Annotated in this window: 1 protein-coding gene; it reads left to right on the top strand. The window is 41.9% G+C overall.

The genetic code is table 11. From position 1 onward, the window contains the following. Positions 1–862: 862 nt before the first annotated feature. Positions 863–9,553 (top strand): hypothetical protein (locus tag FN809_RS17540; protein ID WP_142534849.1); only part of this gene is annotated, 8,691 nt, incomplete at its 3' end.

Genomic DNA, 9,553 nt, shown 5'->3' with positions numbered 1-9,553 from the left:
CACGGGGCGAATATTTGCATGATGCCAATATTCGTCCCGTGTGTTGTTTAAGTATTGCATTGTGTTAATTCAAAACATTGTCAACACTCAACGAGGGATGGGGATTGGTACGTAATTTACTTTCAGATGTGAGTTGCTTTAACGTAGCAAGTCTTCACAGCCACGCCGTCTGCTTTTTCGTACCTCATAGCATCCACCCCGCCTTTAAATGGCGCGGAATTCCTTGCGTGTGGTATTTGCTGGATAAGTAAAGATTCTCCGCTGTAAATCTGCCCCCCCCCCTCTAGAAAATGTTGCGCAGCAGCATTGCAGGAGGTTGGGGGTAGATATAAGCTGTAAATCCACCCCACCTATTTCTCCCTCCACCCCATAGCTAAGCGCGATCGTTTTCCAAGCTCTACCCCATTTTGGGAAAACTGGCAGGGGCACTTCACTCTGCCCCAAACGGGGATTTTTGTGGCTTTCTATGTTGGTGGAGTTGGAGGGACTCTTTCTTTTCCTCCCAAATGGAGGATTGCCTGTTTGCTTTAGACAGGAGGGTGTGAATCCCGTATTCGTCATTCCAATTGTGCTATTCATCATTAAAATCAGACTGTTTTTAAAGTTAATATAACATTTAACCGAGGAATCGTATAAATAGGTAAATTTGTACCCTTTTGGATTTTTATAAAATCCTAGTTGTTTAACCTTACTTATTTATAAATTTTAGGAAAAGGGCTTTGATGATCGGTTTTGTTTATGTAAAATAAAGGGTTAGCTCTTGTAAAAGTTTTTTAAAACTTTTAGGGTTTTTCACTGTTTATGCGGAAGGTAAAAAACACATGCATTTTTCAGGTTAAAAAGAAATATAAAAAATATTCATATGAAGTATTTGTTACTATCGATTTTTGTACTGCTAAGTTTAATGATAAACGCACAAACCGGTCCTGCCGGTATCGGTAATAGTGATGGAACAAACGGTCAGCCACACAATATATTATGGCTCGATGCCTCAGACTTAAGCACCTTGGGCGATGGTGAAACCTGGTTTGATAAATCTGGAAACAACCATCATGCGTTAAACACAGGTGCCAGCCTAACTATGGGTACTTTGGGCGGCGAAAATGCGGTTGATTTCTCTGCATTTACCAGTGGTAATCTCCAAATTGCTAACCATGGTGATTTCGATAATTTAGATGCACTGGAAATGTTTGTGGTTTATAACACAGGAGCCGATGCAAATACACCCAGGGGTTTGGTGTCAAAAAGAACCAATACATCGGCCTTTTCTTTTGTAATGTTTATATACAACCAAAATCAATTAAATGGAGACGCAACCGGCACCAGGATTACGCAACCAGGATCCGTTGCGCCGGGCAATTATATCGCACATTATAAATATAAAGGGGGAAGTCTGTTTGAACTTTTTAGTAATGGATCTTCGGTAGCATCTACCACATCGGGATTTTATAACCCGCTAAGTAACGTTGCCGATGCTATCGAGATTGGTAAAATGGATGAAAACTATAGTGGTGCCAATAATTTTAAAGGACAAATAGCGGAGATAATTATTTATAAAACCAACTTATCGCCCGTTTGTAGAGCTTTGGTTGTTAATTACTTAAGTACTAAGTATGGGATAAGTGTGCAGGAGACCAATCTCGCTTACGCTCCTTCGAATGCAGCTTATTATGGAGATTTGACAGCTTATGCCAGAACATCAAGCGAATTTAAGGATTTTGGCCCCTCTGCTGGTTTATATACTACTTTAAACGATGCAGCAATTGATGATTATATTTCGGCTGCTCATAATGGAGCCCTTAACGATGAAGATAACATTCAGACCGGATCGGATGTGACCGTATCTGGTGCTGTTGCTGCCTGGAATCGTAATTGGTATGTGCAAAAAGGGGGCGCTTCAACGGCTAAAATTAGTTTTAGTTTTCCGGAAGCTTTTGTGGATGGCTCATTCCCGCAGGAATTAAGTAACTATGTGCTACTCAGGAAAAGTACGGCCGCAGGAAATTACAGTGAAGTAAGTATAGTGGATAAAGGTGTAGATTCAGGTGAAAGAGTTTGGTTTGAGGTGGCAGATGCAAGTTTTGAGAATGGTTACTACACATTGGGCACTACCAATCAAACGGCCAGTCCGCTTGAGGGAGGCTCAACCCGCACCTGGTACACTTTAATTAGTGGGGATTGGGACAATTGGGAAGTATGGACCTTGGATCCATCCGGGGCTTTACCTAATAACCCCAACCAGTTTACCCCCACTACATCACCAACAGGCCCGTCAGACAAGGTGGTTGTTTTAAATGGAAAAACGGTAACGGTTTCTGCCAATGATAAAATACATGAACAGATAAGGGTGGATGGTCGTTTGGACTTGCAGGCCACCTCGGGTCATAATTTTGGTCAAATTCGTGGGCGAGGGCGAATTCTTTTAAGCGACAACTATTTTCCGGCAGGTGATGCAACCCATTTTACGTCGGCAGGCCAGGGAGAAGGAACAGTTGTATACTATGGCAGCGGTTTTGACTTGACACAGGATTTAACATTTTATAATCTGGAAATTAACCTGTCTACCGTTTCTGACAAAATAACGCTGTTAAGCAACCTAAATATCCATGGTGAGTTCCGGATTAAAAAAGGTGATTTCCAGTTTAATAACGGGGCCGCTACCAATCCATTAACTGTAACGGTGAATGGAGAGGTGATTGTTGAAGAAAATGGGAAACTCCTTACCGGAACCGGTAATGCCCGTCACCAGTTTAATTTGAATGGCGACTTTACCAACAACGGGAGCGTTGCGTTTACCAATCGAACTTTAGCTGTTTATAATAGCGAAGCAAGTGATGGAATTGTGGATGTTAATTTCTTGAACAACTCAAAAAATCAATTGGCCTTTTTTAATGGACCATCTAATTTGTACCGAGTCGAAATTGACAAAGGAACGGATGCCACCTATGAGCTGATATTGGAAGCTACAGATACTGACTATTTTAAACTGTTGGGATATGCCAATCAAGGCCATCCTCAGGTTGCACAACTCACAACCAATACCAATGCACTTGGATTGCTTAGGGGAACCGTACGTATAAAAAACAATGTAAACATACCCGTTTTAAATAACACAGGAAATTACAATATATCTGAAGCAGCCCGTTTATGGGTCGATGGAGGCTATGTGGCCAAAACCAACGGAACAGCTATTGTTCCCTACGGTACAATACAGGTAAGCGCAGGCATTTTAGATGCTTTGGTGCCTAGTGGTATAACCACACGGGGTAAAGCATTGGTAAAGGTAGAGGGCGGAATTCTTAATATGAACCAATTACGAACCTCTGTATATGGTATGGAAAATATTGGTGGCTATGTGCAGTCTGGCGGTATTACCAATGTGTTGGGAGGAAGCACTAGTACCAGCTACTATTGTTTTAACCTCACTTATCCGGGCAATGTGTTTAACATGTCTGGTGGTACGCTACATATTCATCAGGCCAATAGCAGAGGAGGTGTTTTTATTGCTTCTGATCCTGCAAATCAAAATGTAACAGGTGGTAATGTTGTTTTTAATATTGCTAATAGCCATGACTTTGTTATCACCTCTAAGGCGCCTTTCTATAATTTAGAACTAAATAAATCGACTTCAAACTCAGCGGTTTTTAAATTAGATGGTGGCCAGTCTGGCAGCGGTGGTTCTTTATTTTCTCTTGGCGGTCAGGATTTGAAGGTGTTAAATGATTTCAGGATAAGGGGTAAAGAATCTGATATTAATTATCCCAATATCGATTTTTATGCAGTTACGGGTTCATCAAATGTAAACGATGTGTATATTGGGGGTTCCTTTAACATTGAGGCCGGTGCGCAATACTGGACAGCAGCCGATGGCGATCGCTCACGGAATTATAACGGTGCTAATCGTCAACCAACAATTGTCAATACCACTTATTTTAATCAGACCATTGGAACCTCGGCCATAGATACTTTGTATTGGGGAAATACCGGTGATCAATTTAATTATGATGGAAATGGCACTTCTGATGATGACGAAAATATGCTGGAACTGGGAAATTTTGTACTTAACCGCAATACGGGAAATACTTTACGTATGGTATCCCCGGGGCCGGGTTCCGGGTTAAGAGGGAATAGTTCGTTAACGGTTGATGTAAACGGAGATGCAAGTGTTTTGTCTGGTGCTTTTGATCAAGGACGATTAACAATGCGTATTTGGGGCTCAATTACTAATTTCGATAGATTTGGTACTTTTTTTTCCGATGGGGATTATCCTGTAGTTGGAGGTACACCAAATGCAGCTCAAATAAGATTCAGAGAAGATCCTCCGATTGTTATCAATACATCCGATAATGCCGTTTTTGGGAACATACGTTTTAATGTAAATACTTCTACAACGGTGGAGTTGAATAGTGATGTGCATATAGAACGAATGCAATTTCTGCGTGGAGTTATTTATTCAAAAAATCACCTGCTTAAAGTAGATTACCTTTGGGATATTGCAGATAATATTTTTGAAGACATAGATAATTCAAGTCTACTTAAAGTCGGTGATTCTGGTATTACAGGCGATAACCTCATTTATACCGATGGTAAAGCCAGCGATGGTGGTTTGGCAATTAAAGTCGTTCAAAATTCACTTAATGAAAATAGAGGGCGTCGACGTAATAATTTAAGCCCTATTACCTTTCCAATAGGTTATACTACCGATGGTGGAACCACTGTCTACTTTCGCCCGGCCCAGGTAAATGTGGCAGGATTTAACGACGATGGGTATGTGCGCATTCGTCCGGTTAGTGGGGAACTTCAAACTTCAAATCTTACAGGCGGTGAAATACTTCAACAATATTGGAAGGTGTCGTACTCAGATTTTACTACTGTTCCGAGCCAAATGGCTTACCGTTTCTATTATCGCAATCAAACCGGAGTAGGGGTAGTTGATTTGCCCACAGGAGCTTCCAATGAAGTTGACTATGTGCCGGGGTTTGTCTTGGATGGTGGTAGCTATACCCGTAATTATGAGTCATCACCAAGTGAAGATGTGAATGATATTTACAATTCACCGTTTGAGGCCAATACCCGATTATTAGTATTCAACGGTACTTCGTCGGCCGGGGAGTTTGAAAACGGTACTTATAACGGTTTTGAAGGTGTTGATGCCTCATATACCGCAGGTGTATCAACAAGGTTTGAAGGTACTCCCGATGTTTATTATTCGCGTTTATCGTCGTTTAATTGGTATGGGCGCTACTGGGAAGATGGAGATAACTGGTCCACAGTGCCGCATGATGGAGCCAGTAACAATACAGCTAGACCACCGGCAGGCACCTGGCCTAAAGTGGGTGATATTGCAGTAATTGGATATGGAGGTGGCACTGATGCTACTTTAACTCATCATTCTATAACCATAAGAAATAATAAAAATATAGAGGTAGCAGAAATTAAGTTTGAGAATCCCAATAACAATAGTTCGCGTTTGGTCCTCACCAGAAATGCCTCAATAAAGTTTGGTCTAATGGGGGGAACCGGAGGAATGTTTATGCAGCGCCTCAATGCTGGTGATACACCCACGATTGATGGAGATTTTGGAGAGTTCTATAATAAAAACAACTTTACTTATGCTTATTTTTTAAATAGCAATGGCACCTACAATATTACACCTGCAGCATCTGTTTTTCCCAACTTGCGTGTTGAAGGTGGTAATAGTAATCGTATCGCTATTTTTCATGAAGATATTCAGGTTAACAATACCTTAACGGTGGATGGCAACACAACGCTAAGAACCAGTAACGGAGCCAATGGCGACATCAGGGTGTTGGGAGAATTGAGAGTGGGGGGGTACTTGGGTGGCAATTTCCAGTTTAATAATGGTGCCGAACGATCTGTTGAAGTCGGGGGTATTCGCTTTCAGGGAAGTGGAACTTCCAATATTACTGTTCGGAACAACGCGAAAAATGGAATTACACACCGTTTAAAGGTCAATGGTAATATAATTCAGAACAGACCAGGGGTGTTTAATTTGTTTAACGGAAATGGGGCAACTGATAATAATGCAACTTTGGAGCTGGCCGGAGATGGTGACCACAACTACAGTAAAACAAGTGGAAGCGATGCCAGTTTTTACCGCTTAGTTGTAAATAAAGGGACGAGTACCGTATCAAGCTTTACTTTTAGTCCCAACTTTAACCTTAATGGGGCAACCAGTGGGGCAGGAATAAAAAAAGCGCTTGAACTTCAAAATGGAATGCTTATTCTGGATAATGCAAATCTTAATTTGAATTTAACCACTGGCAACGATGATTTCTTTATCCCTCAAACCGCCGGGCTTGAGGTGCGTCAGGGAGTGGTAAAAGCCAATGGTAATAGTGGTGTCTTACTAGATGGTCAATTAACGGTTAGTGGCGGAACCGTTGATATGAGCGGCGGAAATAATTACATACAATACTCTGCCAGCGGCAATGCGGGTATTAATGTGTCAGCTGGTAACTTGATAGTGGGCTCGCAGATCAGGCGTGGACTCACCTCAACGGAGGGTATCCTGGATTACACACAGACAGGCGGAACTGTTATTGTGGGTAACGATGCGGCGCCCGAAAGCAACAGGGGTGTATTCGAGGTGTTAAATGCAGGTAGTAATTTTACCTTTACAGGTGGAGAGTTGCAAATTGTCAGAGCGCAGAATAACCCTGCATTCGCATCGGTATATTTAACACCGGAATCGCTAAATACAAGTGATGTAGCAGTATTAAGAATAGGAAATGATAATACTCCGGCCAACCAAAAAATTGGAATTTATTCTAATACAAATATCACTAATCTTCTTATTAGCAATTCAAGCGGCAACAATCCAACTTTACAACAATGGACGGTGCCATTGACGGTTTCTAATCTTTTGGAAGTGGAGGCGGGTACTACTTTGGATGCTAACGGCAATGATATAATATTAGAGGGTGATTTTGTTAGTAATGGAAGTTTTTTAGCTAAAGGAAATACAACCTTCGTTAGTGGTTTAGGTGACCAGGAGTTTACAGGGGAATTGACTTTTTACAATCTGACCAAGTCGTCTCCTGGCAAATTAAGTTTCAATAATTCCATCCAAATTCAAAACGAATTAAGACATGAGACAGGTCTGTTAGTTGATAACGGTAATACAGTATCTGTGGACGGAAGCCTTTATATGTATGGCAATCATCAATGGGGAGGATCCGGACGAGGTGTAGTTTTGAGTGGGCTAAACCAGCAAATGCTTTATGGCAGCGGTTCTTTTGGTAAACTGACCACGAATAATCCGGAGGGTATCAGGGTAAATGATGGTAATACTGTTTATATCAATCAAGCACTGCAAATGGAGCAAGGTGTATTCAATGTAGGTTCTAATTTATTGGTGCTGGCCAAGGAAGCACTCATTATTGAGGAAAATCCATTTTCAGCAACTAATATGATACAAACCAATATTTCTTTTACAGATAATGGGGTGAAGAAGTTCCTTCCTTCCGGCGCAGGCAGCTTTACCTTTCCGGTAGGGTCTGCCGGCAAATATACACCGGTAAAATTAGCTATCTCTGCCAATAGTAATGGAACCGGTAGCTTTTTGGTGAAACCAGCCGGAGAGTATCACCCTAGTGTGTTGGATAAGGATAATGTGTTGAATTATCATTGGGTAGTTCGTGCTAATGGACTTTCGGGCTTTGCTGCCGAAGCACGGATGAAATATGATATAGGTGATGTGAAAGGAAATATAGCAGATTATATTACAGCTCGATTATTAACAGACGGAAGTGGAGATTGGAATAAGTTTTCAGGTGAAGATGTAATAGATGAATCTAATCGTGAGCTGGTATTTAGTTTCTCCACTACTGATGATGCCGGTATTAGTGGCGATTACACGGCTGGTGTAGATGCTGCCATACCCGATAAAGTACCTACTTATATAACCACATCCAATGGTTTTTGGAACAATGCCGCTATATGGGATACTTATCCGGTAGAGGGTGGTTCTGTGCCTGAGGGTGGACCTCGGGGGTCTATGGTTATTATAAACCATGCGGTGGAAATGCAACTTAATTATACGTCTTCGTATCGAACAACTATTGCAGAAAATGGTCTGCTGGCTATAGGCGCTACCTTTGGTCATCGTCTCGGAGAAGTATTTGGTTCGGGTATCCTAAGTCTGGAAAGTGGAGATATGCCTGCTGGTTTTTACGAGGAGTTTTTAAAGGAATCCGGAGGAACACTTCGATTTGGGGGAAGTACCGATTATGACATCCTAAGTACTATTCATCAGCTCAATAACCTGGAGTTGATAGGTTCGGGTGAAAGACGTTTCCCTAATATTAATGTGCAGCTAACGGGTGCTTTGCGTATCGACGGGCCTGTGGTAAAAAATGAGCAAAACAAAGCCATATCCGTAAAAGGAAATGTGCTGTTTGAAAGTGGATCATTCATAGCAGGAAATGGTGCTTCATCGGTCTTTGTCCTAAATGGATTGGCCACGCAAACTCTTTCTGGTTCAACCGGTTTTAATGGAGCGAATAGTTTTAACAGATTAACGATTAACAACTCTTCGGGTGTTGTGTTTGGTTTAAATGCTGATGTAAAAGATAAATTAACCTTGTCTGGTGGTAGGGTAATTGTGAGTGGAATGGCACAGTTTAGGGTCGATAATTATGATGCTAACGCTATTGTCGGTGAATCTTCTACACGTTACATCGATGGGCCTTTGTACAAAAAGATTAATTCCGGTGCATCTTTTGAGTTTCCGCTCGGCAATGGTTCACGTTACGGCAAAGTTAAAGTCGGTAATGTATCAGTAGGCGGTATGTGGCGTGCACAGTACCATAACAGCTCACCCGACGGGGCCGGGTTGGCTACCAATAACATGGAAGATCCGGTTAAATATGTCAGCTCAAACGAGTACTGGAATATTGAAGCCCCGGCTCCGGCAACAGCTGAGTTAACGCTCCGTTGGGATGCTTCCAGTGGGGTGAATCCCGCCGAAGCAGGTTTGCGCGGTGTACAGTGGCTCACCGATAAATGGTATGAAGTGGCATTGAATAACATTAGCGGTTCTTCTACTTCGGGTACGGCAAAAACCGGCTCTGTCCTAAACTTTAATGCCAATGCAAAGGGTAACTATATTACTTTCGGTACTATTTCTATCCCAGCTTATACATGGACAGGTGCCACAAGTACAGATTGGTTTACAGCGAGTAATTGGACCAATAATACGGTACCGTCAGCCAGTGCCAATACAACAATTAGTTCCGTTACAAATATGCCGGAGATAGGAGGAACTCAGGTTGCATATGTTAATAATCTGACCATTACACCCACGTCTTCTTTAACGTTAAACCCGGGCGCAAAACTTACGGTGAATGGCAATTTAACAACCAATGATAAATTGACAGTGAAAAACACTCCGTTAAAACCATCTTCATTAATTACTTACGGAACGGTTAGTGGGGAAACTAATTACGAGTGGAGCATTCCTAAATCTTTGGAGTGGTATATGTCGCATCCGGTGAGGGGTGTAACTGAGCAGGAATACGAAGCCTCCTAC

The sequence above is a fragment of the Saccharicrinis carchari genome (genome assembly GCF_900182605.1).
In the GTDB taxonomy this organism is placed as follows: domain Bacteria; phylum Bacteroidota; class Bacteroidia; order Bacteroidales; family Marinilabiliaceae; genus Saccharicrinis; species Saccharicrinis carchari.
The sequence above is the reverse complement of the archived record's forward strand: the minus strand, read 5'-3'. Positions and strand labels throughout refer to the sequence as shown.